The following is a 25757-nucleotide window of genomic DNA, read 5'->3' on the forward strand; positions in this document are numbered from 1 at the left end:
CAACCGCCGCAGGCGACGCCTCCCGAGCGGCGGGAGGAGCCGCAGGATTCGGGCGGCGGCGCCGAGGGCGCGGGAGCGAACGGCGGCGAAGCCGGCCGGAACGCCGGCGGACCGGACCATGCCGGAACGCAGGACGGGGACTGATCCGGGAACAGGACGGGGGTCCGCCCATGAAGAAATTGCTGCTTCTCTATCTGGTCATCATCGGTGCCTATGTTCTGTATGCCCTCAATTTCTTCTACGGCCAGAATCTGTCGGCCCGGTCCGGCGAACCGGCCGGCCTGGTCGGCAGCATCGACGAGAAATACGTCATGGTGACGTTCCAGTCCGGCATTGATTATTGGAAGAGCGTGATCAAGGGGTTCGAGGACGCGGCGGAGAAGCTGGGCGTCTCGGTGGAGTACCGGGGTTCGACCCAATATGACGCACGGGAGCAGGTGACCGTGCTGGAGCAGGTGATCGCCCAGAAACCGGCGGGTATCGCCCTCACCGTGAAAAATCCGGAAGCGCTTACACCTTCGATCGACAAGGCGGTCGACGCGGGGATTCCGGTCGTCCTGTTTGATGCCGGAGCTCCGGACAGCAAAGCTTACTCGCTCCTGGCCACGGACAACTACAACGCGGGCGTGACGGCGGCCCGGACGATGGCCCGGCTGATCGGGGGCAAAGGCAAAGTCGGCGTCATCACCCTTCCCAACCAGCTCAACCACCAGCAACGCACCAACGGCTTTCGCGACACGATCCGTGCGGAATTTCCGGACATGAGCATCGTGGCGATCGAAGACGGCAAGGGAGACGTCATCGTCTCCCGGGACGCGGCGCTCGCCATCCTCGACGCCCATCCGGATCTGAAGGGGATCTTCAATACCGACGCGGTCGGCGGCGTCGGCGTCGCGGACGCGGTCCGGATGAGGCAGCGGAAGCACGAGGTGAAGGTGATCGCGTTCGACACGGACAAGGTGACGCTGGACCTGATCCGCCAGGGCGACATCGACGCCACGCTGGCCCAGGGCACGTGGAACATGGGCTACTGGTCGCTCGTCTTCCTGTTCCATCTCCATCACGGCATCGTGACGCCCGACCGCGGACAGACGGCGGACGCCTCCCCGCTGCCCGTCTATGTGGATACGGGGATTTCCGTCGTCACCCGCGAGAACGTCGACGACTATTACGTGAAGTGACGGACGATCGGCGGCAGGTGAACGCCATGCGCGTATGGCTGGAAATCAACAACTGGCCGATCCGCTACAAGCTGATCGCCCTTTTTCTGCTCATCGGCATCCTGCCGGCGATCTGCATCGGCGTGCTCATCCACTTTTCGGTGGACCGCGTGCTGGAACGGCAGGCCGTGGAAAACACGCTGCAGCTCATCGCCAAAGTGAACCGCTCGCTGGAGCATTATGCCGTGAGTCTCCAGAACATCACGTACATGGTCTCCGACAATCCGGATGTGCGGCGGTTTCTGGACGGCACGGAAGGACCGGAGGCGAAGGCGAACGACCATTACGAAATCCGCCAGTTGATGCGGACGATCGGCACGCTCTACACGGAGGTTGCCGGTATCCTGATCGCCGGCAGCACGGGCGAATCGATCAGCAACGAGCTGTACGTCAGGGAAGGCTACCGGCTGTCCCGGGAACCGTGGTACGAGGAGGCGGTGCGGCGGGACGGCATTTTCACGATCGTCGGGCGTCCCGAGGGCAGACAGGTGGCCAGCCACGTCAATTACCGGGATGACGAGGTGATCTCGGTCGCCAGGGCGGTGCTCGATCCCGACACCCAGAACGTGCTCGGCGTCGTGCTCATCGACCTGAAGCTGCGGGTGATCGCGCAGGAGCTCAAGAACGTGCGCCTCGGCCGCAACGGCTATCTCATGGTGATCGACAGTGAGGGAGAGCCCGTGTACGCGCCCTCCAATCTGCCGATCAGCAGCGTCAGGCCCGACTGGTTCGGGGGAACGTCGGGTTCGGTCTACCGGGACACGGACAGCGGAAGATTCCAGTTCATCTACGTCAAATCGCCCTTCACCGGCTGGACGACGATCGGGGTGTTCCCGGCGCGCGAATCGATCCCGGAAATGCGGGAAATCCAGTTCTACATCGTCAGCTTCGTCTTTCTCGTCTGCCTGTTCGGGATTGCGGCTTCGTATTACCTGTCCCGCACGATCTCCCGCCCCATCGGGCAGCTCATTTCCTTCATGCAGAAGGCGGAATCGGGGGATCTCCTGACCCGCTTCATCGGCGAACGGCACGACGAAATCGGCATGCTGGGCCGCAGCTTCAACCGGATGCTCGTTCAGATCAACCGGCTCATCTCGCTCATGAAACACAAGGAACGGCAGAAGCGGGAGGCGGAACTGCGCAGCCTTCAGGCGCATATCCGGCCGCATTTCCTGTACAACACGCTGGATACGATCCAGTGGATGGCGCGCCGGGAGGGCGCGGCGGCCGCGGCGGAAGTGGCGGAATCGCTCGCAAGGCTGTTCCGGATCGGGCTGAGCGGAGGCAGGGACCGGATTCCGCTGGCGGAGGAATTCGAACATCTCGAAAGCTATCTGAAGATCCAGAAGGTCCGCTACCGGGACAAGCTGAACTATTCGATCCGCATGGAGCCCGGCCTCGAGCGGTACACGGTGATGAAGCTGATCCTGCAGCCGCTCGTGGAAAATTCCATCTACCACGGCATCAAGGAGCGGCGCGGGCCCGGCACCATCGAAGTGGACGTGTCCCTCCGGGACGGCGATCTCGTGCTCCGGGTCCGGGATGACGGCGTGGGAATGGACGAAGCGCGTCTCGCGGAAGTGCGGCGGGCGCTGGACCGGGTCGGCCGCGAGCCGGATCCCGGGGAACTGATCACCGAAGCGGAATCCGCCGCGGCGGACGGATCGGGGAGCCGGGACCGGGGATTCGGGCTCATCAATGTCCATGAACGGCTGCGGCTGACGTTCGGCGAACGGTACGGGCTTGTGATCGACAGCGCGCGCGGCGAGGGCACGACGGTGACCGTCATCCATCCCGCGCTGCCGGAGGATACCGCTGCCTGTCGGGAGGAGGAGGGGCCGTGAAGCGGCGCTGGAAGGTGCTGATCGCCGATGACGAAGCCATCATCCGGGAAGGCATCCGCGACTCGGTGGACTGGGAGTCGCTCGGCATGGAAGTCTGCGCCGAAGCGGAAGACGGCGAAGAGGCGCTCGAACTTGCGGAACGGCATGGGGCGGACGTCATGCTCGTCGATCTGAACATGCCGATCATGCACGGGCTGGATCTGATCCGGCTGATCCGGGAGCGGCGCCCGTCGTGTGTCGTCGTCATCATCACCGGCCATGACGAGTTCGAATACGCGCGGGAGGCCATCCGGCTCGGCGTCCAGGAATATGTGCTGAAGCCGACGAATCCGGGAGAGCTGACGAGAATCATGACGCGCGTCCGGGACATGCTGGAGCGGGAGGAGCGGCAGAAGGCCTACATGGAAGCGGCGGCCGCGCAGATCCGGAAGAACCTGCCGCTGCTCCGGGAGCGGTTCTGCCTGGAATGGATGGAGGGGGCGCTCGGCCGCGACGAGATCGCCGACCAGCTCCGGTTCCTGGAGCTGCCCGAACGACCGCCCGAATGGGTCATGGCGATCCGCTGGCCGGAGCTCGACACGGGCCAATCCCCGAGGACCGAATCCGAGCGCCAGCTGATGCTGTACGCCATCGAGAACGTCACGTCGGAACTGCTGGGCGCGGCGGAGCATCTGATCTTCCGGGACGCCACCGGGCTCATCCTGCTGATCATCTGGGACGATGTGCCGCCGGCGCTGGCGAGCGGGATCGAGCAGGCGGTGCAGCAATATCTGAAGCTGACCGTCCAGGTCCATCTCGAACCGGCCGGCCGGGATCCGGCCGAAGCCGGCGCGGCGCTGAGGCGCGCCCGGTCCGCCGTCAGCCGGGAAGCGCGCCTGTCGCCGATCGTGAAGCGCGCCCGGGCGCTGATCCGCGAGCGGTTCGCCGATCCGGAGCTGACCCTGGAAGCGGCGGCCGCCGAGCTGCGCGTGTCGCCCGTTTACCTGAGCCGCATCCTGAAGCAGGAGCTCGGAGCGCCGTTCAACAGCCTCGTGACGATGATGCGCATGGAGAAGGCGACGCGCCTGTTGACCGGAACGGATCTTCCGATCCACGAGATCGCCGAAAGCGTGGGTTACGTGAGCCAGCATTATTTCAGCACCGCGTTCAGGAAAATGTTCGGCGTCTCCCCCGTCCAATACCGGAAGGGCGGGACGGAGGCGGACGAAGCGGACGAGCGTTGAGCCGTCCGGCATCATCCCCCGGAAGGGGGATTTTTTTGTCCGCACCGGCGGCTCTGCGCCATGCATCGTCCGGGTTTGGCCGCACGACGTTTGTTGAAATTTTGAAAATTCGCGTCGGGTTTTTGGAAAGACCGGGACGGCCGCCCCGCGTTACGATACGGTCGTACACCATACCGAAGCGACAGGGAAAGGGGTAGACCGGATGAAACGAAAACGCATCCTGAATCTGATCCTGCTGCTCGTCGCGGCGCTGGCGGTTTCCGCGTGCGGCGGCGGCTCCGGCGGCAGCGGCGGCGAAGCCGGGTTCATCGGCATCGCGATGCCGACGAAGTCCTCGGAACGATGGGTGCATGACGGCAACAACATGAAGGCGGAATTCGAGAAGCGCGGCTACAAGGTTGATCTGCAGTACGCGGAGGACATCGTCGAGAACCAGGTTTCGCAGATCGAGAACATGATCACGAAGGGCGTGGACGTGCTGGTCATCGCCGCGATCGACGGGGAATCGCTGACCAACGTCCTCGAAAAAGCGAACAGCCAGGGCATCAAGATCATCTCCTATGACCGGCTGATCCGCAAGACGCCCCATGTCAGCTACTACGCGACCTTCGACAACTTCAAGGTCGGCGTGCTGCAGGGGTCCTACATCGAACAGGCCCTCGGACTGAAGGAAGGCAAGGGACCGTTCAACATCGAGCTGTTCGCCGGATCGCCCGACGACAACAACGCCTACTTCTTCTTCGACGGCGCGATGAGCGTGCTGCAGCCGTACATCGACAACGGCCAGCTCGTGGTCAGGAGCGGGCAGACGGACTTCGACCAGGTGGCGACGCTCCGCTGGGACGGCGCGACGGCGCAGGCGCGGATGGACAACCTGCTCAGCGCCTACTACACCACCGAGCGCGTGGATGCGGTGTTGTCGCCGTATGACGGCATCAGCATCGGCGTCATCTCGTCCCTGAAGGGCGTCGGATACGGTTCGGCCGACAAGCCGATGCCGGTCATCACGGGCCAGGACGCGGAGCTCGCGTCGATCAAGTCGATCATCGCCGGCGAACAGACGTCCACGATTTTCAAGGACACCCGCGAGCTGGCGAAGAAGGCGGTGGAGATGGCGGAAGCGGTGCTCAAGGGCGAGGAGCCGGAAGTGAATGACACGACGACCTACGACAACGGCGTGAAGGTGGTGCCGTCGTACCTGCTCGAGCCCGTCCTCGTCGACAAGTCCAACTACAAGGAAGTGCTGATCGACAGCGGCTATTACACCGAGGATCAACTGAAATGATCCGTTGACCTTCATGGGGAATCCGGACGGAAACGGTTTCGCGGCGGCCCTGAAAGGGCGCGCCCGCGAAATCGTTTCCGCGAAGGAGTGAATCGTCCAATGACAGACATCCTGCTGGAAATGCGCGGGATCACGAAGACGTTTCCCGGCGTCCGGGCGCTGAACAACGTGAACCTGAAGGTCCGGGAAGGCGAAATCCACGCGCTCATGGGAGAGAACGGGGCCGGAAAATCGACGCTCATGAAGGTGCTCAGCGGCGTCTACCCTTACGGCACCTATCAGGGTGAAGTGTACTTTCAGGGCCGGCTCTGCCAGTTCCGGGACATCCGGGACAGCGAGCGGCAGGGCATCGTCATCATCCACCAGGAGCTGGCGCTCAGTCCGTACCTGTCGATCGCGGAGAACATCTTCCTCGGCAACGAGCGCGCCCGGCGGGGCGTGATCAACTGGCGCGAGACGTACGCGCGCGCGCGGGAATTGATGGATCTGGTCGGGCTGGACGAGTCGCCGAACACCCGCGTCATGGATCTCGGCGTCGGCAAGCAGCAGCTTGTGGAAATCGCGAAGGCGCTCAGCAAGAACGTCAGGCTGCTCATCCTGGACGAGCCGACCTCCGCCCTCAACGAGCACGACAGCGAGAATCTGCTTCGGCTGCTCCGGTCGTTCAAGGCGCGCGGGCTGACCTCCATCCTCATTTCCCACAAGCTGAACGAGATCGTCCAGGTCGCGGATTCCATCACGATCCTGCGGGACGGCGAGACGATCGAGACGCTCGACATGGCCCGGGACGAGATCACGGAGGACCGGATCATCCGGGGCATGGTCGGACGGGATTTGAAGCACCGCTATCCGGAACGGACGCCGAACATCGGCGAGACGATCTTCGAGGTGCGGAACTGGAACGTGTATCACCCCCGGCAGCCGGACCGCCGGGTGATCAAGGACGTCAGCTTCCATATCCGCCGGGGCGAAGTCGTGGGCATCGCCGGGCTCATGGGCGCCGGACGGACGGAGCTCGCGATGAGTCTGTTCGGCAGGGCGTACGGCAAGAGAATCAGCGGCCAGATTCTGAAGAACGGAAAGCCCGTGGAGCTCCCCGACATCCCCGCCGCCATCCGGAACGGCATCGCCTACGTGACCGAAGACCGGAAGCATTACGGCCTCGTCCTGATCCAGGACATCCGGCGCAACACGACGCTCGCCGGGCTGCGGAAGGTGGCCCGGCGCGGCGTCATCGACGAGCGGCGGGAGAACCTGGAGGTCGAAGGCTTCCGGCAGCGGCTGAACATCAAGACGCCGAGCATTCGGCAGACCGTCATGAATCTGAGCGGCGGCAACCAGCAGAAGGTCGTCCTCAGCAAATGGATTTTCACCGAACCGGACGTGCTCATCCTGGATGAACCGACCCGCGGCATCGACGTCGGCGCGAAATACGAGATCTACACGATCATCAATCAGCTGGCCGGCGAGGGAAAGGGGATTCTGCTCATCTCTTCGGAGCTTCCGGAGCTGCTCGGCATGTGCGACCGGATCTATGTCATGAGCGATGGCCGCATCACCGGGGAGCTGCCGCGGGAAAAGGCCGACCAGGAAACCATCATGCGACTCATGGCGCGAATGGAGGGCGACATTGTTGCAAACGGTCGTTAATCTGCTCAAGGCCAACATCCGGCAATACGGCATGCTGGTCGCGCTGCTCGCGATCATGCTGCTGTTCCAGATCCTGACGGACGGCATTCTGTTCAAGCCGCTCAACGTGACGAACCTGATTCTGCAGAACAGCCACATTCTCGTGCTGGCGATCGGCATGATGCTGGTCATCATCAGCGGGCACATCGACCTGTCGGTCGGGTCCGTGGCGGCCTTCGTCGGCGCCGTCGCCGCGATCCTGATGGTCGAGATGAACGTGCCGTTCGCGGCCGCGATCTTCCTGTCGCTGCTGCTCGGCGCGCTGATCGGCGCCTGGCAGGGCTTCTGGGTCGCCTACGTGCGGGTCCCGTCGTTCATCGTGACGCTGGCGGGCATGCTGATGTTCCGCGGGCTGACGATGCTGGTGCTCGAGGGCCAGTCCATCGGGCCGTTCCCCGACGCGTTCCGCGCGCTCAGTTCCGGTTTCATCCCGGATATTCCGGGCGGGCGGGGGATTCATCTGCTCAGCATCCTGATCGGCATCCTGCTGTCGCTGCTGCTCATCGCGCTGGAATGGGGCAAGCGGCTGTCGGACATCCGGTACCGGTTCGAAACGGAGCCGTTCGCCTACTTCATCGCGAAGCTGGTCATCCTCGCCGCCGCCCTGAATCTGTTCATCTATGTGCTGGCGAGCTATGAAGGCATCCCGAACATCCTGATCGTGCTGCTCGTCCTCATCTTCCTGTACACGTTCGTCGCCAACCGGACGGTGATCGGCCGGCACATCTACGCGATGGGCGGCAACGAGAAGGCGGCGATGCTGTCCGGGGTCAAGACGAAGCGGGTGACGTTCTGGGTGTTCGTCAACATGGGCACGCTGGCCGCGCTTTCCGGCCTCGTGTTCGCCGCCCGCCTGAACGCGGCCACCCCGAAGGCCGGCACCAACTTCGAGCTGGACGCGATCGCGGCGTGCTTCATCGGCGGTGCCTCCATGTCCGGCGGCGTCGGCACCGTGATCGGCGGGGTCATCGGCGGCCTCGTCATGGGCGTCATGAACAACGGCATGTCGATCCTCGGGATCGGCGTCGACTGGCAGCAGGCGATCAAGGGGCTGGTGCTGCTGCTCGCCGTTGCGTTCGACATCTACAACCGCAGCAAGTCATCCTGAATCGCTGCATTCGGCAGACTGTCGGCAGACCGTCTCCGGCGATGACCGGCCGGGGAGGTCCGCCGTTTTTTTTGCGCCTTTTTTGTGCATTTTTTGCGCTTTTTTGTTCCGGGCGGAAGGAGCCGTTTCTCCGAATGCCGCCGGTTGTGTTACAATAGCGGAGGAACCTGGGAAGGAGAAGGGTATGGCCAAGATTCGACTCGTAGCGCTGGATATGGACGGCACCCTGCTCAATGACCGCCAGGAGGTCAGCCCGCGCAACGCCGCGGCGATCCGCCGCGCGCTGGATGCGGGCGTCATCGTCTGCCTCGCGACGGGAAGGGGCGTGCAGCACGTGCTTCCGTACACGGAGCTGCTCGGCCTCACGACGCCGATGATCACCGTGAACGGCGGCGAGATCTGGCGCCGGCCGCACGATCTGCACCGGCGGACCCCGATGCAGGCGGAGGACGTGCTTCGCCTGCGCGAGCTGGCGCTGGAGCGGGGCGTATGGTACTGGGCGTACGCGACGGACGGCGTCTACAACCGGGAACGCTGGGTGGAGCCGGAGGATGCCGTCCGGAGCAAGGTTTGGCTGAAGTTCGGTTATTACGAGGAAAACGCCGCGGTTCTCGACGAGATCCGCAGGACGGCGGAAAGCTGGGGCGGATTTGAAATATCGAATTCTTCGCCCGCGAACATCGAGCTGAATCCGTCCGGCGTCTCGAAGGGCGCCGCGCTGATCGAACTGTGCGATCTGCTCGGCATCGATCCGGCCGAGACGGCCGCGGCCGGCGACAGCCTGAACGACCTGTCGATGATCCGCACGGCCGGGCTCGGCGCCGCGATGGGCGGCGCGCAGCAACGGGTGAAGGAGGCGGCGGACATCGTGCTGCCCGGCAACAATGAAGACGGCGTCGCGCATCTGATCGAACATTACGTGTTGCGGGGCTGAGTCCTCATGTGGCCGGAGATTGTGGCCTGGATCATCGTCATCCTGCTGTTCGCCGTCGGGATGGCGGGCGCCGTCTTCCCGGTGCTGCCGGGCGCCCTCGCGATTTACGCCGCGTTCTTCGTCTACGGATTTCTGGTCTCGTTCGAGCCGTTCGGCTGGCTGTTCTGGACGATCCAGACCCTCATCGTCGCCGCGCTGTTCCTGGCCGACTACGCGGTGAACGCCTGGGGGGTTCGGAAATACGGCGGTTCGCGGGCGTCGGTCATCGGCAGCACGATCGGCGTGATCGTCGGTCCGTTCGTCATCCCCGCGTTCGGGCTCGTCATCGGCCCGTTCCTGGGCGCCGTCATCGGCGAGCTGATCGCGGGTTCCGATCCGAACCGGGCCGTGAAGGCGGGGTGGGGATCGCTCGTCGGCCTGTTCGCCAACACGGTCGTGAAGATCGTGCTGCAGGCGGTGATGATCCTTTTGTTCCTGATCTGGGTGTTGTTCTGAACAAACCTTACCTGACGGAGGAGGCCGGCGCATGATTCGCGTCACGGTATGGAACGAGTTCCTTCACGAGAAAAAGCATGAAGAAGTCGCCCGCATCTATCCGGACGGCATCCACAACGCGATCGCCCGGGGCATCGCGGGGGACGGCATTTCGGTGCGCACCGCCACGCTCGATGAGCCGGAACACGGCCTGACGGAGGAAGTGCTCGGCGAGACCGACGTGCTGATCTGGTGGGGCCACATGGCCCACGACAAGGTCGAGGACGCGATCGTCGACCGCGTCCATCGCCGGGTGCTGGACGGCATGGGGCTCATCGTGCTGCATTCGGGCCATTTCTCGAAAATTTTCCGCCGCCTCATGGGCACGTCGTGCGATCTGAAATGGCGCGAGGCGAACGAGAAGGAGCGGCTCTGGGTCGTGAACCCCGCGCATCCGATCGCCGCGGGGCTCCCCGAATCCATCACGATCGAACACGAGGAGATGTACGGGGAACACTTCGACATCCCGGCGCCGGACGAGCTGATCTTCATCAGCTGGTTCGAGGGAGGCGAAGTGTTCCGCAGCGGGTGCACGTTCTACCGCGGGCAGGGAAGGATCTTCTATTTCCGGCCCGGCCACGAGACGTACCCGACGTACCACAATCCGCAGATTCTGCAGGTGATCCGGAACGCCGTTCGCTGGGCGGCGCCCGCCGGCGCGGCGAAGCCGGTGCGCGGCAACGTGAAGCCGCTCGAGCCGATCAAGGGCTGAAGGCGGCCGTCCCGTCCAACCCGTCCGGCCCCGCGGCCGGACTTCGAAGGAATGGAGAACGTGAGCCTGAAGAAAGATTCCCTGATCCGGGGCACGGTCATTCTGGCCGCCGCCGCGCTCATCGCCCGTTTCCTCGGCATATTCCAGCGGGTCCCGCTCGACTACATGCTGGAGGAGGCGGGCGGCGCCTATTTCACGGCGGCGAACAACATCTATCTGCTGCTCCTCGTCGTCGCGACGGCGGGCATTCCGAGCGCGATCAGCAAGATGATCGCGGAGCGGCACGCGCAGGGGCGGTTCGCGGAGGCGGAGGGCATCTACCGCGCCGCGCTGCTGTTCGGCATCGCGACGGGCGTCGTCGTGTCGGGCGGGCTGTACGCGCTGGCGCCGCTGCTCGCGCATGACAACCCGGGCGCGGCGGCATCGATCCGCGCGATCGCGCCGGCGCTTCTCCTGTTCCCGGTCATCGCGATCATGCGCGGGTATTTCCAGGGACGGCAGTTCATGACGGCGGGCGCCGTCTCGCAGATCGTCGAGCAGATCGCGCGCGTCGTGACGAGCGTCTCGCTCGCGTTCGCGCTGTACAGCTTCGGCTACGGCGACGAGCGGATCGCCGCCGCCGCTTCGGCGGGCACGATCTTCGGCGCCGTCGGCGCATTCGCCGTCATGCTCGGCTATACGGTGAAGCTGCGCCGCGCGGATGCGGCGGATCGCCGGGGGGCCGGGGCCCATGATCGAAGCGGCGGGCGGATGTTGCGGTACCGCGAGATTTACGGCGAAATCTTCCGCCTGTCCGTGCCGATCGTTTTGACGTCGATGACGGTGCAGTTTTTCTATTACTTCGACACGCAGTTTTTCTACCGGCTGACGGAAGGCTACTACGGCTCCCGCGAGCTGACGAACGCGGCGCTCGACGCGCTCGGGATGAAGGCGCAGACGATCGCGGGCATTCCGCCGATCCTGGCCGTCGCGCTCAGCCAGTCGATCATCCCGGTCATCTCGTCGGCTTACGCGACGGGCGACATGCGGGAAGTGAGCCGCCAGGCGTCGCTCGTGCTGCGCATCGTGATCTTCACCGGCGTGCCGTTGGCGCTCGCGCTCACCGCCGCCGCCGAATCCGTCACCGGGCTGCTCTATACGCCGGGCGGCAGCGGCGTCGTCGCCGCGCTGACGGCCGGCACGGTGCTGCAAATCGTCATGATGACGACGAACTCGACGCTGTTCGGCCTCGGAAAGCCGCGCCAGGCGATGTACCACACGCTGACCGGCATGGCGGTCAAGGCGGCGCTGAGCGTCCTGTTCGGCCCCCTGCTCGGCGTGTACGGCCTCATTCTCGCGTCGACGATCGGCTTCCTCTGGATCGGCGGGTTCAACGTGCTGTCGATCCGCAAGGTGGTTCCGATCGCCGTGCTGGGCCGGCGCTGGCTGCCGTATCTGGGAGCCGTGCTGGCGGCGTTCGCCGCGGGATACGGCATCGACACGGCCGGCCTGCGCCTGATGGACGCCCTGCCGTACAAGCTGGCCTGCTTCTTCACGGCGGCCGCCTCCTGCGCCGCCTCGGGCGCGGCCTATCTCGCGCTCATGGTGCTGTTCGGCGCGGTCACGCAGGAAGACGCGGCATCGTTCCCGGGACCGCTGAAGAAGCTGTTCAGGCCGCTGCTCCGCCTGCGGGCGCGCTAGCGCGGCCTTCTTCGTGACCGGAAACCGGAACGGCGTGACCGGCGACGGCGTGTTCGACCGGCAAGCAATGAATCTGCTGCGCGAAATTTTTAATAAAGAACGGGACGGCAATTTCCGCCTGTCCGGACGTAAAGCGGGGAATGGACCCGCGGCGGCGGTGCCGGCATGGACCATGTAGTGCCGATGTGAACCAGGCGATGCCGGTCCGGACGCGGCGGCGGGCGGCTGTCGGGTGATGGCCGGCGAACGGAGAGCGGCTCTCCGGCGGCCAGAAGCAGCGAATCGCCATTGCCCGGGCAATATTGAAGAACGCGCCGCTTCTGTTGCCGGATGAGGCGACCGCCCTCCCTCGTTTCCGAGTCGGAGCAAGCCGTCCTGCAGGCGCTTCGGCGGCTGATGGCGGGCAGGACGACGATCGTGGTCGCCCATCGTTTGTCCACGATCCGGCGGGCTCTGGTGGTCGACCGGGGCGTGTTCGCGGTACGGGGCACGCATGAAGAGCTGATGGAAGCGGTCGGCGTATACAGCCGTTTTTGGATCAGATACTGATGCGGGAGAGAAGATCCGGTCATGCTGATACGGCATTTGCATGTTGGCGGCACATGCCGGGTAGCCGTCACGGTGAGCCGGAAAACGCTTAACACGAGCATCTTTTTTATTACAGATACCTTACAAACCCCCGGGATTTGTGGTAATATCGAACTGCTGCCCCATTATTTCGAGAGAGGAGAAACACGGAAGACATGCGGTTGAAGAAATGGCTCGGATTGGTACTGTCAGCTCTGCTTCTGTTCGCCGCGGGCTGCGAGTCGGTGCAGGGAGTCGATCTGAACTCCGTGCTCAAGCAGTCGCAGCATGTAAAGGCGTACGAAGGCAGCATGGTGTTCGAGCTCGATGTGAAGCTGAGCGAGGACCTGCTGGACGAGATCGCGGCCGAAGACGAGGAATCCGCTTCGTTCGTCCCGCTGCTCACCCATGTAAAGTTCGAGCTTGACGAGATCAAGGTCAAGGATCCGGTGAACGCCTCGATGCGCGGGAAACTGACGCTCGGGGATATCGGAATCGGATTCGGAATCCGGCAGGCCGGTACGATCATGGTCATGGAGCTGGACGGCGCGGCCGCACCGATCGTGATCGACATGGCCGCCATGCAGGAAGAGTTCCCGGGAGCCGTCCTGACGCCGGAACAACAGCTCGAGCTTCAGGAGATGGCGCTCAAGGCCGCGGATTCCGCGAACGGATATCTGATCGGCAACATGCCGAACGTGTCCGATATTTCGGTGGAGCTGAACGCGCCTGTCAAGGTGGGCGGAGAGGAGCTCAAGCTCACGAAGATCGGCGTCCGGTTCGACGGCGCGGAACTGCTGGAGTGGCTGAAATCGTACCTCAAGGCGCTGACCGAAGACAAGGAAGGCCTCCGGGCGTTCATCGGCGCGATCGAGACGTACATCCGGGAAAGCGCGGGGCTGTTCGGCGAATTCGGGCCTACGGACGACGAAGGGCAAGCGGACTTCGGCCTGAACGAGGATGAATTCGTCGAGATGCTGCAGATGGCTTCCCTGTCGCTGGCTTATCTGGAGACCACGGAACCCGAACTGGCCAGGGAGATATTCGGCGAGAACCTGACCGTCAGCGCCGATTTGTACGTCGACGGCAAGCTCGACATCCGCAGGCAGGACGTGGAAGTCAACTTCCGTCCGGACGGGAAGAAGCTGGCCGAGCTGGCCGAAGAAGAATCGCTCGCCGGATTGGAAGGCATCCGGATTTACTATTCGCAAGAATTGTGGAATATTAATGGCGATGTGGCGATCGACGCGACGACGGTGGAAGGCGGCGTGACGGTCGAAGAAATGGAAGACTGGTCGACGGCGGACACGCTCCGCTTCTTCCGGGGCACCGGTCTGTACAAGCTTTTGGCGAATATGGGCGTGGGAGAGCAGGAGCTTTGGCTTTTCCCCGACATCGACGAGCGGGCGCCGATCAAGTCGCCGGACGGCCAGACCCTCGTGCCGCTGCGCTCGGTGGCGGAGTATTTCGAAGCCGAAGTCGGTTGGGACCACGCCACGAAGACCATCACCGTGAACGACGACGCCACCGGCAAACAGATCGTGCTGCAGGTCGGCAGCAGCCGGGCCGTCGTGAACGGCGAGACCGAGGAATGGCCCTATCCGGTCGTCCTGATCGACGGCGTAGCCTACGTGCCGGGCGACAGCCTGCTCGCGACGCTCGGCGGCACGATGGAATGGGACATCGACGGTGATGACTGGGAAGTGCTGATCCTCTCGCGCGACGTCGTGAAACTGATCCGATCCTGACCGGTTCCGGATCACGGCGGATAACCGGAGGGCGGCCGAAGCGCCGCCCGGCCAGGCCGGTCGGAAGGAGCGTGAACCGATGGACAAAGCGTTAAATGCCGAAGATTTCCGCAACCGGATCGGACGGGACGAACTGACCGTCGCGGTGTTCAAGGCGGACTGGTGCCCGGATTGCCGGTACCTCGACCTGTTCTTCGGGGAGATCGAGGAGGCTTACCGGGACCGGATCACCTTCCTGGAAGTCGACCGCGACGCGATGCTTGATGAGCTCATCGAGCTGCAGGTTTACGGCATTCCGAGCTTCATCGCGTTCCGGAACGGACGGGAGATCGTCCGGTTCGTCAGCAAGCTGCGCAAGACGAAGCCCGAAATCGAGCGGTTCCTGGATCGCGCGATCGAGGTGGACGCGGCGCTGAACGGAAGCGGCGGCTCCGGCCGTACCGATTGACCGCGGCCTGCGGCATCACCGCGGCATACGGGCATCGAACAGGTTAGCGGCAGGAATCGACCCTTTGCGGTCGGGGCCTGCCGCTTATGCTTTCCGGTGCGTTCGTCCGTCCGCCCCGCTAGGCCGTCCGGCCGGATCCGTCAAATCGCCGACATGTTCACCGTTTCTACATGGATTTCGCTGTTTGCAATCGTTATAATGTAGTCTGAATGAGATGTGAAAAGTCTGTGAAGCGAACCGCCGGGCTCCGGCCCGCTGAACGGTCGATTTGACAGAAGGAATGTGGTGAGTCCATGATATCCGGCGGTTACCGCAAACTCGCCGTCGCGACCTGCGTCGGCATGCTGATTGTGCTGCTTGGGGGCGCGCTCGTGACGAACACCGGCTCCGGCGACGGCTGCGGCACGGACTGGCCGCTCTGCCACGGCAAGTTCATTCCGGCCCGGACGCTCGAGTCGGCGATCGAATATTCGCATCGATTTTTTACCGGCATCGTCGGCATACTCGTCATCGCGATCGTCGTCGCGACCTGGCGGCTTGTCCGCAGGATGGACAGGCCCGATCCGGAGCCGCTCTGGTATGCCGGCAGCATCTTCGTGTTCACGGTCGTGCAGTCGCTGATGGGCGCGGCGGCGGTGAAATGGCCGCAGTCCTCGCAGGTCATGGCGCTGCATTTCGGCATTTCGCTGTTCGCGTTTGCGGGCACGATGCTGCTGGTCCTGTGGGTTCTGAGGCGCGGGCGGGCGGCGGAACGCGGGATGCCGTCCATCCCGCGGGGCGTTTTTCCGTTCGCGCTGGCGGTCTCCGTGTACAGCCTGATCGTCATCTATCTGGGCGCCTATATCCGGCACACCGACTCCAGCGGCGGCTGCGGCACGGACTGGCCGCTCTGCGCCGGCGCCCTCGTGCCGGAACTCGAAGGGGCGACGCTGATCGCCTTCGTGCACCGGCTCGCGGCGGCGCTGTTCCTCGTCCTCGCGATCCTGCTCCACGCGTACGTCCGGCGGCGGGCGGACCGCGGCACGGCGAGAATCGCTTCCTGGATCCTCGGGATGACGTGCGGACAGGTGCTGAGCGGCGCGCTGGTGACGTGGACGGTGGGGAACGATGAGGTGTTCATTTTCACCAGCCTGCTGCACAATCTTGTCATCTGCGGCCTGTTCAGCCTGCTTGCCGATCTGACCATTCAATCCGGGATCCGTCGCGCCGCCGGCGGGCGCCGGAATTAGACGCGGGAAGGAGATGCGGCGTTGCTGCGCATGCTGTTCGGCGAACGCCCCCGGCGGTTGACGGGGCGAATGGCCGAAGTGCACAGGGAAATCATGGCTTTCGCGAACCTGATGGACGAGCGGATCCGGGCCGGCAAGGATCGCGACCATCGGCTGCGCATGTACGAGATCGGCGCGCTCGGGTTGCTCGCGTCGCTCGATGAGCTCGAACAGAGCCTGTACGCGGCGCGGGGTTACGCGAACCGCATCACGAAGCATTCGCTGGCGCATATGTCGCGCGAAGAGCAGTTGGATTATTTCCGGTATGTCTATTTCGACAAGAACGGATTCATCCGCGTGTTCGCGATTCTGGACAAGCTCGGCGCCTTTCTGAACGACGCGCTCGGGCTGGAGACCGAGCGAATGAAGCCGCACTTCTCCTACTTCACCGTGCTCCGCAACATGCGCCAGCGGAAGCTGCATCCGAAGCTGTCCGCCGCGCTCGACGAGCTGAAGATGAAATATCAGCCGCAGCTCACCGAACTGCGCAAACGCCGCAACATCGAGATTCACTTCATGAACACCGAGATGCTGGACGATCTCGATCACAGCCGCAAGGCATACGGCCAGCCCGCGAGGCTGGAGAACATCGGGGAGCAGGTCAGACATCTGGAAGATGCCTTCGAGATGATCACGGCTTCCCTGTGCATCGCGTTCCGCTACGTCCGGAGCCGGATGAAATGAGCCTCCGGAACGGAGCGGAACGGGCCGGGGACCGGTTCACGGGGAGGAATCGATGGAGCTGAAGGGCAGAAGGGCGCTGATCACCGGGAGCGCGAAGGGGCTCGGCAAGCGGACCGCACAGCTCCTCGCCGACGCGGGATGCGACGTCGTCGTGAACTATGTGACGAGCCGCGCGGAGGCGGAGGCGCTTGCCGAAGATTTGCGCGGCCGCGGCGTCCGGTCGGCCGCCGTGCAGGCGGATGTCGCGGACCCGAAGCAGGTCGAGCGGCTGGCCGAAGAGGCGGAGCGGCTGCTCGGCGGCATCGACATCCTGATCAACAATGCGGGTCCGTTCATTCGCGAGCGCCGGCTGTTCGCCGATTACACGCCGGAGGAGATCATCGGGCTCGTGAACGGCAATCTGCTCGGCGTCATGCTACTCGACCGTCTGCTGCTGCCGGAAATGCGGCGGCGGAGATGGGGGCGGATCATCCATTTCGGGTTCGGTCACGCCGGAGAGTCGCGCGCCTGGCCGCACCGCGCCGTGTACGCCGCGGCGAAGACGGCGCTCGTCTCCTTCACGAAGACGCTGGCCGTCGAAGAAGCGGCGCACGGCATTACGGTGAACATGATCTGTCCGGGCGATATCCGGGGGGCCAACAAGGAGAAGTCGATCGACGACGTGCGGAACGAGATCGATCCGGAGACGCATCGGCGGCCCGGAACGGGCGAGGACGTCGCGCGCGCGATCCTGTTCCTGTGCGATCCGAAGTCGGATTTCATTACCGGCAACCTGCTCGACGTGACCGGCGGCTTCGATCCGATCCGGAACACGGTATGACGGACGCGCGGCGTATGACGGACGCGCGGCTGGCAAAGGGCGGAGCGGCATGCCCGAAGACGAAAAAAAGCGTCTCATCCCGCGGATGTTCGAACGAACGGTTCCGGGGACGAGGCGCTTTTGTCGCATGTTCGGGGAAATCTAATGTCAGAAGACCTGAATGACTTCCTGGATGCCCTCGACTTCTTCGAGCAGCGCGCGCTCGATGCCCGCCTTCAGCGTGATCGTCGAGCTCGGGCAGCTGCCGCATGCGCCCATCAGGCGAAGCTTCACGACGCCGTTTTCGACATCGACCAGTTCGACGTCGCCGCCGTCGCGCTGCAGGAACGGGCGCAGCTTGTCAAGGACGTCCAGCACTTCGTCGTACATGCGCTGATCCGCCTCATTGCTCATTTGCCATCAGCTCCTTTCGTGCTTAGTATTTATTATAGTACAAAAAAGGCCGAAAGAAAACGGATCGGACAAGGGGCGGGTGATGACCGCGTGGATCGGCCGATCATCGAATTCTGCGCAAGCAACATGCATCACGGGACGGACGCGGTGATGCGCCGGCTCGAAGCCGAACCGGACAAGTATGAGGTGATCGAGTACGGCTGCCTCGGGAACTGCGGCGAATGTTTCCTGTTCCCTTACGCATACGTCAACGGCGAGATCGTGGCCGCCGAGACGGCGGATGAACTGTACGACAAGATTCTGGCATGCATTCGCAAGCAGCAGGAAGAGCGGGACATGCTCGACAAGCTGCTGGATGATCTGTGACGGATAGCCGCGGATGCGTGTTACTCCCGCTGCGGTGAATCGCGAGCGGGAGTTTGTGTTCAGTCTGAGGCTCCCCCGAACGGGGGAGCCTCATGCGTTGCGCGGAACTCAATCATAGACCTTGATTTCGTTGTAGAACGTGTCGCGCTCGACCGGAATCCGGCCGGCGCCCTTCACGAGCCAGATCAGATCTTCGCGCGTGAGGCCTTCCGGCGTCAGCGCACCGGCGGAATGGCTGACCCGCTCCTTCACGATCGTGCCGTGGACGTCGGAGGCGCCCATGGTGAGCGACACCTGGGTGAGCTGCACGCCGATGTTGATGAAGTATGCCTTGATGTGTTGGAAGTTGTCCAGCATGAGGCGGCTGATCGCGATCGTCTTCAGGTCCTCGAACGCCGAGTTCCGCTTGCGGATGCCGGCGCTCGGGCTGCGGGGCTGCATCGACAGCGGGATGAACACCATGAATCCGTTCGTTTCGTCCTGCAGCTCGCGCAGCTTGATCATGTGCTCGATCCGGTCGCGGTACGTCTCGATCGCGCCGTACAGCATCGTCGTGTGCGTCCGGAGCCCGAGCTGGTGCGCCGTGCGGTGCACTTCGAGATACTGGTTCACGTCGGCTTTCTCGACGCGCATTTTCTTGCGGTATTCGTCGGACAGAATCTCGGCGCCGCCGCCCGTCAGCGTGCCGAGCCCGGCCTTGATCAGCTCCTGCAGCACTTCCTTGTACGAGAGGCCGGAGAGGCGCGAGAAGAACTCGATCTCCGCGGCCGTGTACGCCTTCAGCGTGACGTTCGGATAGTGCTTCTTCAGGATGCGCAGCGACTCGACATAGTACTCGAACGGCACGTACGGGTTGTGGCCGCCGACGATATGGAATTCCCGGATGCCGGGATGGTAATGCTTCTCGATGTAGGCGAGCATCTCTTCGCCGGTGAGCGTGTATGCTCCCTCTTCTCCGGGATCGCGGCGGAAGCTGCAGAAGGCGCAGTGCGATTCGCAGATGTTCGTGAAGTACAGGCTCATGTTCTCGATGAAGTAGACCTTCCTGCCGTTCTTCCGCATGTTCACTTCGTTCGCCATCTGGCCGATGGTGAGCAGGTCGTCGGACTCGTACAGGAAGACGCCGTCTTCAAGGGTCAGCCGCTCGCCGTGCCTGACCTTTTCCCAGATCTCCTGCATGCGCGATTGTTCCGTCGGGATGACGACGTTCATGGCGATTCCTCCTATCCGGCGGGCCGTAGGGACACCCGTCCAGAGAACTGTAATCATTATAATCCTCCGTGGACGGATCGGGCAACAGGAACATCCGGCCGAAGACCGGCGGCAGCGGCGACGGACCGCGCCTCCGGCGGGCGTGATTCGCCGCGGGTGCGGGTTCTGTGCGGATGCTGTTGGAAGCAGGATCCGTACGGATACAGTTCGGCGCGGGTGCGGGCTTCGTGCGGGCGTAGTTTGTCGGGGGTGCTGGTTCCGTGCGGGTGTGGTGCATCGCGGGTGCAAGTTCCAAGCGGGCGTGGTTCGGTGCGAGAATCCGTGCGGGTACGGGTTTCGGGCGGGCGCGGTTCGGCGCGAGTTTGGTGTTAGTCGGGGAAGGACCGGCTGGATGTGCCCATAACGGTTCCGCAGACCGTTAACGCGTTGCCGGAGCGCATTTGGATGGGCCATAACGGTTCCTAAGGCCGTTATTTGCCTGCCCCAGGCGAATCAGGGCCGTCTAGGTGCGCCCATAACGGTCCCGCAGACCGTTAACGCGTCGCCGGGGCGCATTTGGATGGCCCATAACGGTTCCGGAGACCGTTATTTGCCTGCCCCAGGCGGATCAGGGCCGTCTAGGTGCGCCCATAACGGTTCCGCAGACCGTTAACGCGTCGCCGGAGCGCATGAAGATGGCCCATAACGGTTCCTAAGGCCGTTATTTGCCGGCGCCCACCAGGCCAAGGCCCGGTGGATGCGCCCTGAACGGTCCCCCGCACCGTGATCGTGCGCCGGAGCATATTGTGGCAGCTTCGGATGTCGGATATACTATTTAGTAATCACCGATGTCGTATTACCGCATCGGACCGCGGGAGGGATCCGGAATGATCGCGATCAGCGAGGCGGCTTCGAATAAAATCAAGGAAATGCTCGCCGAGGAAGGGACGCCCGGCCTGTTCCTCCGCATCGGCGTGAGGGAGGGCGGCTGCAGCGGCTTCTCCTACGGCCTCGGCTTCGACGACGAGAAGCACGAGAACGACCAGGAGCTGGAAATTCATGGCCTGCGCGTCGTCATCGACTCGGAAAGCATGAAATTTCTGCGCGGCGCCGAGATCGATTACAAGGAGACGGCGATGGGCGGCGGGTTCACGATCCACAACCCGAACGCGATCGCGACCTGCGGCTGCGGCCAGTCGTTCCGCACGGCGACCGAGGCGGGCAAGCCGGAGGAGTGCTGACGCGGCCCTGACCGGCGTACAACCTCCGGTCCTGGTGATTACCATATGAAGCCCTTCATCACCGGATACCGTGACCGATAAAAACGGAATCCGCGGAATCCGGGGAGGAGGGCTTTTTTGTTGCCGTTTGCGTGCCGGAATCATGCGCACCGGCAGGGAATCCGCCGCCGACAACGTATACCTGTAGAAAGGTGCATTCGGCATGGAGGTGTCCGCAAGCCGGGAACCATGAAACCGGTATTCGGGCGTTACGTTGAGGCATGGATTCGCGCGGACATGGAAGCCGCGCTCGAAACCCTTGACGAAGACGGCGTGATTACGGAATGCGACGGTCCCGTATATCGCGGCCGGAACAAGGTTCGTCTGTGGAGGGAAAAATGGCCGGGCGAGGGCAATCGCGTCCTGGAGTGGGACATCCTGTCCCGCGTATCCGGCCGGGACGCCGACGCCTTCGAATGGCGCTTGCTTCAAATGCCTGTGGCACGGCGAAGAATCCGGCTTCGAAGGGGCCGGCATCGTGCGATACCGGAACGGCAAATCCTGTACATGTGCGAGTACGCGACCACCGCCGAATGTTACGAGTGGTACGGAACCTGGCGATCGCAATGAATCGCCGGCGGGATCTGGCCGCGGCTTTACCGCCCCATTGTTCCCGCGCGAATCAGCCGGATCAGCGCGCAGCATCTTCCCGTCCCGCATGCAAACGCATACGCGTCCCAATGCCAACGCCAGCGTCACGGTCAAGGACATCACGGCGCCGGCTGAAGCGCGGAACCCTTCCCGAGGACGGGGACTTTTTTGTCACTTGCTGCAATCTTCTGTCATCCGCTTTCGCGACGGAGGGAAATGGAGTACGCTGTCGAAAGAAGTCAAGTCCATTTTTGAAAGCGCTTGCTAAATGAAAACCCGGGGGTTCAACTACCGACAACGGGCAGGGTGACATCCGCGATGAAATTCGACCGATCCATGTTCCATTCCGTCGGCGTGAAGCTGTTCATCCTCATTTTCTGCGCCATGCTGATCTGCGTCCTCGCCCTCGGCTGGTTCTCGTATTCCCGTTCGAAGCGGGCGATCGAGCAGGAGGTCGCGGAGGCGAGCCGGGTCACCGCGCGGCAGACGGCCGAAACGCCGGCATCGAGGCCGCGTGCGCCGGGCACGCGGGCAAAGGCTTCATGGTCGTGGCGGACGAGATCCGCCGGCTCGCGGAGCAGTCCCGGCAATCGATCGGGATCGCCGGCGAGATCATCGGCGCGATCCGGCGCAAGATCGGAGACGGTCGGGGCGCTGAACGAGGCCGATCCGGTGTTCCGCGAGCAGATCGATTCCGTCCGGGAAGCGCACCGGCTCTTCCGGAAAGTCCGGATGAACATGAACGCCTTTGTCGGCAGGCTGGAAGACGCGTCGGCCTCGATCCGCCGGCTCGAGCAGGTCAGACCGCGATGGCCGAAGCGATGGCCGACGTCAGCTCCATCGCGCAGCAGGCCGCGGCGGCTCCCGGCGAAGTGGCGAATCTCAGCCGGGAACAGCTCGGCGTGAGCGAGCATCTCGTGGAACTCGCGAACCGGCTGGAATCGGTGTCCGACCGGCTCAAGATATCGCTGTCCAGGTTCACGGTCGTCTGATTCGACTGCTCCGAACACGACGGAAGATGGGGAGCAATCGCCATGCGCAAAACGATCGTTCTGTTGCTCGGCGTCATCGGCGCGGTGCTGATCTGGTTCACGTCGGTGTCGGCCTACAGGGTGTTCAGCGTCGACTGGCAGCTGCCCCAGACGCCCCTGCAGCAATCCGCGGAATACCGGCTCGTGCTCATCACCCAGGAGCTCGAGACGCCCTTCTGGGACAAGGTGGCCGCCGCCGCGCGGGAAGAGGCGGCGAAACACGGGGCGATGCTCGCGGTCTGGGGGAGCTACAACAACGACTCCGACGAGTTTCTGAAGAAGCTCGAGATCGCGATCCATTCCCGCATGGACGGCATCATCGTCCAGGGGCTGGACACGGATACGTTCAAGGAGCTCGTGAAATACAAGGCGGCCTCCTACGGCATACCCGTCATCACCGTCGGGAGCGACGTGCCGGACAGCCTGCGCCGGACCTACGTCGGTTCGGATCATTTCCGGGCGGGACGGATGATCGCGCGGCAGCTCGTGGAGGACATGGGCCCCGAGGGGACGGTCATCCTGGTCCGGGACAGCGGCAACGCGCACTATCAGGAACAGCGGCTGAACGGCATTCGCAGCGTGCTCGAGTCGTATCCGGGCATCGAGCTGCGCTACGCGGAGACGCAGGGCACGCGGGAGCAGGTGATCGCCGCGATGCAGGACCTGATGAACCGTTCGCCCGACGTGCAGGCGTTCATCGCCGCGAACGCGAACCTGACCGCCGCGATGGTGCAGGAGATCGGGCGCCGCTCGAGGGTGCAGCCCTACCATATCTACTCGTTTGACGACAGCCCGGACATGCTCACGCTGCTCCGGGACGGCCTCATCGACGGCATCATCGAGCAGTCGCCCGAAGCGATGGGACGGATCAGCATCTCCCTCATGATCGACTGGCTGAAGGGCGAGAAGCTGCCGCTCGATTCGGGCGGCTACCATACCGAAATCCGGCTGCGGAAAGCGGTCGATGCGCCATGAACCGAATCCAGTACAAAATCCTGTCACTCACGGGCATCGTGCTGTTCATCATGGCGGCCATCTGGATGACGCTGACCTACTACAGCCGCCAGACGCAGGAACAATACAACGAAATCCTGCAGCGGTACCTGCGCATGAACGAAGTGACGGGCGCCAGCCAGCAGACGATCACCGACCTGAACAACTACCTGATCAGGCCCACGCAGGAACACCTCGGGCAGCTCGAGGGGAGCATGGAGCGTCTGCGCCAGGCGAAGTACGACGTGTACGCGCTGCGCAACGGAGACAACGATTTCGACCTCACGAGCTACACGAACCTGATCGACAGCCTGCTCGACGCGGCGAACCGCGCGCTCATGTTCCAGTCGCAGACGGCGACCGAAGATTCGAACGAGGCGTTCAACGAAGCGACGCGCATCTCGCGGTCGATCTCGGACATGACGCTGACGCTGCTCGATACCGAGCTGAAGACGTACGACCGGTTCTACCGGGGCATCATCGAGCGGTCGACGGAGTTGAACCGGCTCGGCATCTGGCTGCTCCTGACGATCACGTTCCTGCTTCTGATCTTCGCGTATTGGTTCGCCCTCAGCATCACACGGCCGGTGCAGAAGCTGACGCAGGCGGCGAAGGAGCTGTCGCGCGGACATTTTGACCGGAAGATCGAAGTTTCGTCGAATGACGAGATCGCTTTTTTGGCCAAAATGTTCGAGCGGATGCGGGTCAATATCAACAATCTGATCACCGAGATCCAGCAGAAGGCCCAGCTCGAGCATGAACTGCAGCAGAGCAAGCTCCTGCTGCAGGAGAGCCGGTACCGGAGCCTGCAAAGCCAAATCCATCCGCATTTCCTGTTCAATACGCTCGATACGCTGTCGAAGAAGGCCTATCTGGAGGGCGCCGAAGAGACGAGCGACCTGCTCGCGAGCGTCGCCGGCCTGCTCCGTTACAGCCTGCGGCGGATGGACCGCTCCGTCACGCTCTACGAGGAAGTCCGGGTGCTGCGGCAATACATGGACATCCAGACGGCCCGGTTCGCCGACCGGCTGCGGTTCGTCGAGGAGATCGACGAATCGTGCCTGTACGTGGAGATCCCGGGGTTGACGCTCCAGCCGATCGTGGAGAACGCCGTCATCCACGCGGTGGAGCCGATGGAGGACGGCGGCACCATCACGTTCCGCGTCGCGAACGACGGCGACCGGATCCGGGTCGAGATCGAGGACAACGGACCGGGGATCCCGGCGGACAAGATCGCGCAGATTCTGAAAGGGAGTGCGCAGGAGACGGAAGGGCATACGACCGGCATCGGGATCGGCAACGTCGTGCAGCGGCTTCGCCTCTTTTACGGGCAGGAGGACGTCATCGATATCGAAAGCGGGCCGGGGTCCGGCACGAAGGTTGTGCTGCGTCTGCCCAGGTGGAGGAGGTACGAAACGGATGACCAGCGTACTGATCGTGGATGACGAGAAGATCGAACGGGACGGGCTGCAGGCGATGCTGCGGAAGGGATTTCCCGATCTCGTCATCGAGCAGGCGCGCAACGGGAAGGTTGCCTTGCGGATGGTGGAGGAAGGCTTTCGCCCCGACCTCGTGCTGATGGACATCAAAATGCCGGGCATGGACGGGCTCGAGACGATCGAGCGGATGAGCGCGATCGATCCGGACATCCGGTACGTCATGGTGACGGCCTACGATACGTTCGACTACGCCCGCCGGGCGATCAAGCTCGGCGTGATGGACTATCTGCTCAAGCCGGCCCGGGCGGACGAGATCATCGCGACGGTCGGCCGGGCGCTGAAGCGAATCGGGGAGGAACGGCGGGAGCGGGAGGCGAGCCGGCGGCAGCATGTGACGCTGAAAAAAGTCCTTCCCGTCGTCGAGACGGACATCGTGACCCAGCTCCTCTACGATCATGTCCACGACGTCCATCTGAACGAGCTGGTCGCGCTGCTCGGCGTCAGCACGTCCAGCGAAATGTTCGCGATCGTCGTCATCCTGCCGTCCGGCGACGAGCAGTCGTACGCCAGGGTGAAGGAGAAGATCCGGACGACGGGGGTCGGCCTCGTCGGCGCGCTGACCGGCGGCCAGATTCCGGCCATCTTGTTCCGCGATCCGGCGCGGTCGTACCGCTCCCAGGCGACGGCCCTCGCCCGGTAGCTGCTCGCC

General features: G+C 63.5%; 27 protein-coding genes. 24 read left to right on the forward strand and 3 right to left on the reverse strand.

Annotated features, from left to right (window positions below; all coding sequences use genetic code 11):
• The first annotated feature begins 170 nt into the window (after positions 1–170).
• The 17 genes from A9Z00_RS08365 (at position 171) to A9Z00_RS08445 (ending at position 17764) form a co-directional block, all read left to right on the forward strand.
• A complete protein-coding gene (locus A9Z00_RS08365; protein ID WP_296975793.1) occupies positions 171–1181 on the forward strand; it encodes a substrate-binding domain-containing protein in 1011 nt (336 codons plus the stop codon).
• A 26-nt stretch (positions 1182–1207) separates the two neighbouring features.
• A complete protein-coding gene (locus A9Z00_RS08370; RefSeq protein ID WP_296975795.1) occupies positions 1208–3064 on the forward strand; it encodes a cache domain-containing sensor histidine kinase in 1857 nt (618 codons plus the stop codon).
• Positions 3061–4287 (forward strand): response regulator, encoded by a 1227-nt coding sequence (locus A9Z00_RS08375; RefSeq protein ID WP_296975797.1) that lies wholly within the window; start codon positions 3061–3063, stop codon positions 4285–4287. The genes A9Z00_RS08370 and A9Z00_RS08375 overlap by 4 nt, the downstream gene beginning before the upstream one ends.
• 202 nt (positions 4288–4489) lie before the next feature.
• Positions 4490–5572 carry a multiple monosaccharide ABC transporter substrate-binding protein gene (gene chvE / locus A9Z00_RS08380; RefSeq protein WP_296975798.1) on the forward strand — a complete coding sequence of 361 codons (1083 nt, stop codon included), beginning with the start codon at positions 4490–4492 and terminating at the stop codon, positions 5570–5572.
• Between the two features lie 99 nt (positions 5573–5671).
• Positions 5672–7222: a multiple monosaccharide ABC transporter ATP-binding protein gene (mmsA, locus tag A9Z00_RS08385; protein ID WP_296975800.1), complete on the forward strand. Its 1551-nt coding sequence runs from the start codon at positions 5672–5674 to the stop codon at positions 7220–7222.
• Positions 7206–8369, forward strand: coding sequence for a multiple monosaccharide ABC transporter permease (gene mmsB / locus A9Z00_RS08390; protein ID WP_296975801.1), 1164 nt, complete (start codon positions 7206–7208; stop codon positions 8367–8369). Before mmsA ends, mmsB begins: the two co-directional genes overlap by 17 nt.
• A gap of 184 nt (positions 8370–8553) precedes the next feature.
• Entirely contained in the window at positions 8554–9303 is a 750-nt protein-coding gene (locus tag A9Z00_RS08395) for a Cof-type HAD-IIB family hydrolase (RefSeq protein ID WP_296975803.1), read from the forward strand.
• Between the two features lie 6 nt (positions 9304–9309).
• The gene (locus A9Z00_RS08400) at positions 9310–9798 is read left to right on the forward strand and encodes a DUF456 domain-containing protein (RefSeq protein WP_296975805.1); all 489 of its coding nucleotides are present in this window, start codon (positions 9310–9312) and stop codon (positions 9796–9798) included.
• A 31-nt stretch (positions 9799–9829) separates the two neighbouring features.
• A complete protein-coding gene (locus A9Z00_RS08405; RefSeq protein ID WP_296975808.1) occupies positions 9830–10549 on the forward strand; it encodes a ThuA domain-containing protein in 720 nt (239 codons plus the stop codon).
• 51 nt (positions 10550–10600) lie between these two features.
• Positions 10601–12229: a putative polysaccharide biosynthesis protein gene (locus A9Z00_RS08410; protein ID WP_296975810.1), complete on the forward strand. Its 1629-nt coding sequence runs from the start codon at positions 10601–10603 to the stop codon at positions 12227–12229.
• Between the two features lie 34 nt (positions 12230–12263).
• On the forward strand, positions 12264–12407 hold the full coding sequence (locus tag A9Z00_RS08415; protein WP_296975812.1) for a hypothetical protein: 144 nt from the start codon (positions 12264–12266) through the stop codon (positions 12405–12407).
• A 218-nt stretch (positions 12408–12625) separates the two neighbouring features.
• Complete coding sequence (locus A9Z00_RS15780) at positions 12626–12778, forward strand: hypothetical protein (RefSeq protein ID WP_367189352.1); 153 nt, start codon at positions 12626–12628, stop codon at positions 12776–12778.
• Between the two features lie 194 nt (positions 12779–12972).
• Positions 12973–14544 (forward strand): copper amine oxidase N-terminal domain-containing protein, encoded by a 1572-nt coding sequence (locus tag A9Z00_RS08425; protein ID WP_296975816.1) that lies wholly within the window; start codon positions 12973–12975, stop codon positions 14542–14544.
• A gap of 79 nt (positions 14545–14623) precedes the next feature.
• Positions 14624–14992, forward strand: coding sequence for a thioredoxin family protein (locus A9Z00_RS08430; protein ID WP_296975818.1), 369 nt, complete (start codon positions 14624–14626; stop codon positions 14990–14992).
• Positions 14993–15285: 293 nt separating this feature from the next.
• The gene (locus tag A9Z00_RS08435) at positions 15286–16221 is read left to right on the forward strand and encodes a COX15/CtaA family protein (protein WP_296975821.1); all 936 of its coding nucleotides are present in this window, start codon (positions 15286–15288) and stop codon (positions 16219–16221) included.
• Between the two features lie 30 nt (positions 16222–16251).
• Positions 16252–16944: a Cthe_2314 family HEPN domain-containing protein gene (locus tag A9Z00_RS08440; protein ID WP_296976377.1), complete on the forward strand. Its 693-nt coding sequence runs from the start codon at positions 16252–16254 to the stop codon at positions 16942–16944.
• 58 nt (positions 16945–17002) lie between these two features.
• Positions 17003–17764 carry an SDR family oxidoreductase gene (locus tag A9Z00_RS08445; protein WP_296976380.1) on the forward strand — a complete coding sequence of 254 codons (762 nt, stop codon included), beginning with the start codon at positions 17003–17005 and terminating at the stop codon, positions 17762–17764.
• A 147-nt stretch (positions 17765–17911) separates the two neighbouring features.
• Here the strand turns inward: A9Z00_RS08445 and A9Z00_RS08450 are convergent, their stop codons facing one another.
• Entirely contained in the window at positions 17912–18157 is a 246-nt protein-coding gene (locus A9Z00_RS08450; RefSeq protein ID WP_296975823.1) for a NifU family protein, read from the reverse strand.
• A 90-nt stretch (positions 18158–18247) separates the two neighbouring features.
• On the opposite strand from A9Z00_RS08450, the gene A9Z00_RS08455 reads away from it, so the two are divergent.
• Positions 18248–18523, forward strand: a complete 276-nt coding sequence (locus A9Z00_RS08455) for a YuzB family protein (protein ID WP_296975826.1) — start codon at positions 18248–18250, stop codon at positions 18521–18523.
• A gap of 108 nt (positions 18524–18631) precedes the next feature.
• Here the strand turns inward: A9Z00_RS08455 and mqnE are convergent, their stop codons facing one another.
• The gene (gene mqnE / locus A9Z00_RS08460; RefSeq protein ID WP_296975829.1) at positions 18632–19735 is read right to left on the reverse strand and encodes an aminofutalosine synthase MqnE; all 1104 of its coding nucleotides are present in this window, start codon (positions 19733–19735) and stop codon (positions 18632–18634) included.
• An 866-nt stretch (positions 19736–20601) separates the two neighbouring features.
• On the opposite strand from mqnE, the gene erpA reads away from it, so the two are divergent.
• A complete protein-coding gene (gene erpA, locus A9Z00_RS08465; protein WP_296975832.1) occupies positions 20602–20955 on the forward strand; it encodes an iron-sulfur cluster insertion protein ErpA in 354 nt (117 codons plus the stop codon).
• A gap of 228 nt (positions 20956–21183) precedes the next feature.
• Positions 21184–21564: a nuclear transport factor 2 family protein gene (locus A9Z00_RS15785; RefSeq protein ID WP_367189388.1), complete on the forward strand. Its 381-nt coding sequence runs from the start codon at positions 21184–21186 to the stop codon at positions 21562–21564.
• 305 nt (positions 21565–21869) lie between these two features.
• On the opposite strand, the gene A9Z00_RS15790 is transcribed toward A9Z00_RS15785, so the two are convergent.
• On the reverse strand, positions 21870–22112 hold the full coding sequence (locus A9Z00_RS15790) for a hypothetical protein (RefSeq protein WP_367189353.1): 243 nt from the start codon (positions 22110–22112) through the stop codon (positions 21870–21872).
• Positions 22113–22394: 282 nt separating this feature from the next.
• On the opposite strand from A9Z00_RS15790, the gene A9Z00_RS08475 reads away from it, so the two are divergent.
• Genes A9Z00_RS08475 through A9Z00_RS15795 form a run of 4 tightly spaced genes read left to right on the forward strand, consistent with a single transcriptional unit; the run spans position 22395 to position 25748 of the window.
• Complete coding sequence (locus tag A9Z00_RS08475) at positions 22395–22577, forward strand: hypothetical protein (RefSeq protein ID WP_296975837.1); 183 nt, start codon at positions 22395–22397, stop codon at positions 22575–22577.
• A 42-nt stretch (positions 22578–22619) separates the two neighbouring features.
• Positions 22620–23591, forward strand: coding sequence for a substrate-binding domain-containing protein (locus A9Z00_RS08480; protein WP_296975839.1), 972 nt, complete (start codon positions 22620–22622; stop codon positions 23589–23591).
• Positions 23588–25054, forward strand: a complete 1467-nt coding sequence (locus A9Z00_RS08485; protein WP_296975842.1) for a sensor histidine kinase — start codon at positions 23588–23590, stop codon at positions 25052–25054. Before A9Z00_RS08480 ends, A9Z00_RS08485 begins: the two co-directional genes overlap by 4 nt.
• Positions 25029–25748 carry a response regulator gene (locus A9Z00_RS15795; protein ID WP_367189354.1) on the forward strand — a complete coding sequence of 240 codons (720 nt, stop codon included), beginning with the start codon at positions 25029–25031 and terminating at the stop codon, positions 25746–25748. The genes A9Z00_RS08485 and A9Z00_RS15795 overlap by 26 nt, the downstream gene beginning before the upstream one ends.
• Positions 25749–25757 lie beyond the last annotated feature (9 nt).

This window comes from Thermobacillus sp. ZCTH02-B1, assembly GCF_002159085.1.
Classification (GTDB): domain Bacteria; phylum Bacillota; class Bacilli; order Paenibacillales; family Paenibacillaceae; genus Thermobacillus.